Source organism: Pararhizobium sp. (assembly GCF_035497515.1).
GTDB lineage: Bacteria > Pseudomonadota > Alphaproteobacteria > Rhizobiales > Rhizobiaceae > Pararhizobium.
On record NZ_DATJDJ010000089.1, the window covers coordinates 1 to 2170 of the forward strand.

Genomic DNA, 2170 nt, shown 5'->3' on the forward strand with positions numbered 1-2170 from the left:
CCATGCTCGTCATCGCGGCCGGCGCCGATTTCGCCAAGGAGACGGCGACAAAGGCCGAGGTCGCCGCGACCAACAAGGACTCACTCTATCTTGCCGCGCACCTCCCCAAGGCGACAACATCCTTGCACATGATTCCCGATGCGTTGCATTTCAGCTTCCTGCAAATCTGCAAGGAAGGCGCTGTCCAGCTCATCGAAGCGGAAAGCCCCGGCGAAGGCATCGTCTGCACGGATGGCGGCAATCGCGACCGTGACGCCATCCATCGCGAGACGGTGGAGATGGTCCTTATCTTCCTCGCGAAATCGCTACGCGCTGAATGATTGCGGCGCTGATTGGCGAAACTGGACATTCCCATTGTGGAGAAAGCAGGCCTTGTCGAAAACCGACAGATCCAGCGGGTTCGACATCCGGACATCTTCGAGGCCGGGACAGGATTTCTTCACAGGATCGAATGACCGGTCGATCTGTGAAATGAACGCAAATGATCAGGCCGCGTTCGCGCGCGAATGCACGCAGCGCGCGGATTTGGACCGCCAATTCCGGCTTGTCGCGCTTCTGGTCGAGAATCTGCAGATAATCCACGACCACGAAAGTGCCGCGCGGCGCCGATGCCAATTTTTCGATGATGTAGCCGGCGCTGATGGCATCGGAATTGTCGAAGTCGAACAGCGCGTTGAATTTCCTCCAGTCCGCGCCGATGGCGCGGAAACTGTTCACTATGTCGCCAAGCGTGCTCTCCAGCGTGAAGAAGGCGCCGCGGCGGCCGGCTTTCATGGCTTCGACGGTGAGATCGAGGCTCAGCAAGGTCTTGCCGTGGCCCGGACGCGCGCCGATCAGCACGAGGTCGCCGGGAGTCAGCCGGTCGAACAGTTCACGCGGCGATATCGCTGCCACGCACCTGGCGGCCAGCAGGCTCCAGCGGCCGAAGCCTTCCTGGGTGGCGACATGATCGAGCGCCTGGTGAAGGGGAACGCCGTTCTCGCGCGACAGGCGTTTCGCCTTGCGCTTCAAATGATAGACGGGAGCAGACAGTTTCATCGCAAACCTCCTATTGCGAGCCGTTGTCGCAATTCCTCCTCATGCTGCGGGCTCGAACAGTCGGTTCAAAGAGATCAGTCAGCCCCGCGTGAAAAGCGCTTTCCCAGTGGAGGGGGGAGGCATGGGCCGTGCCAGAATCAGATCCTAGCCGAATTCCGGCCTGCTCGTCGATAATCGAAACTTACTGCTGGCGGAAGGCGTGCATCACTTGGTCCGACAGAGGTTTGAGCAGATAGGAGAGCACAGTCCGCTCTTCTGTCGCAATAAAGGTCTCGACCGGCATGCCGGGCAAGAGCTTGACCACACCCAATCTGTCGAGCTGATCGGCCGAAATATCGATGCGGGCCGTGTAATAGCTGAAGCCGGTCCTCTCGTCTTGCAACACATCGGCCGAAACGCGCACCAGCCGGCCATCGATTTCAGGCGTCGTCTGCTGGTTGAAGGTCGAGAAGCGCAAGGCAACCTTCTGTCCGGCACGAAGGCGATCAACTTCCTTCGGTGCAATTCTTGCGTCCACCGCCAACGCCGTCGCGGAGGGAATGATCAGCATCAGGGATTCGGCTGCCCGCACGACGCCGCCGATCGTGTGCACCGAGAGCTCATGAACGGTTCCTGACTGCGGCGCCGTGATCGCCAGCCTGTCCAACTGGTCCTGGGCGGCGGTCCTGCGTTCCGCGAGCTCGGAGAATTTGGTCCGCAGGTCGGCCAGCTGAGAACCGACCTCGGCACGCAATTTTTGATCGATCTGAAGAATCTCCAATTCTATCTCGGCGATCCTGCCCTTGGCTTCAGCGGTGCTGGCGACAAGCTGCGCGCGTTCGCCATCGAGACGGACCGCGGTGCGCTCGATGTCCGTCAAACGGGGGAGCGTCATCAACCCCTGTTCGTAGAGTTTCTGTGTGCCGGCCAGTTCCTTGGCGACCAGCGCAATTTCACGCCCCTTGGCCTCCGCCTGCGCGGTGAGCCCTTCGACCTGTTGCCCGAGCTGGGCAATACGCTCCCGCAAAAGCCGCCTTTGACCAACCCGTTCGGCATTTCGCAAGGTGAACAAAGTCTGCTCGCCGGACAGGATTTTCCGCAAAGCCGGGTCATCCGACCGCGCAGTGAGTTCCGCCGGAAAGGCGACCTGCTC

General features: G+C 60.5%; 1 protein-coding gene and 2 pseudogenes. 1 reads left to right on the forward strand and 2 read right to left on the reverse strand.

Going from position 1 to position 2170, the window contains the following annotated elements; translation table 11 throughout:
* Positions 1-320, forward strand: a pseudogene (locus VL202_RS09550) (lipoprotein signal peptide); the annotation flags it as partial.
* Here VL202_RS09550 and VL202_RS09555 read toward each other — a convergent pair.
* Together VL202_RS09555 and VL202_RS09560 are read right to left on the reverse strand one after the other, a co-directional pair.
* A pseudogene (locus tag VL202_RS09555) lies at positions 306-1038 on the reverse strand (DNA helicase). The pseudogenes VL202_RS09550 and VL202_RS09555 sit on opposite strands and share 15 nt — an antisense overlap.
* A gap of 181 nt (positions 1039-1219) precedes the next feature.
* A partial coding sequence (locus tag VL202_RS09560; protein ID WP_325463891.1) for an HlyD family type I secretion periplasmic adaptor subunit occupies positions 1220-2170 on the reverse strand: 951 nt, incomplete at its 5' end.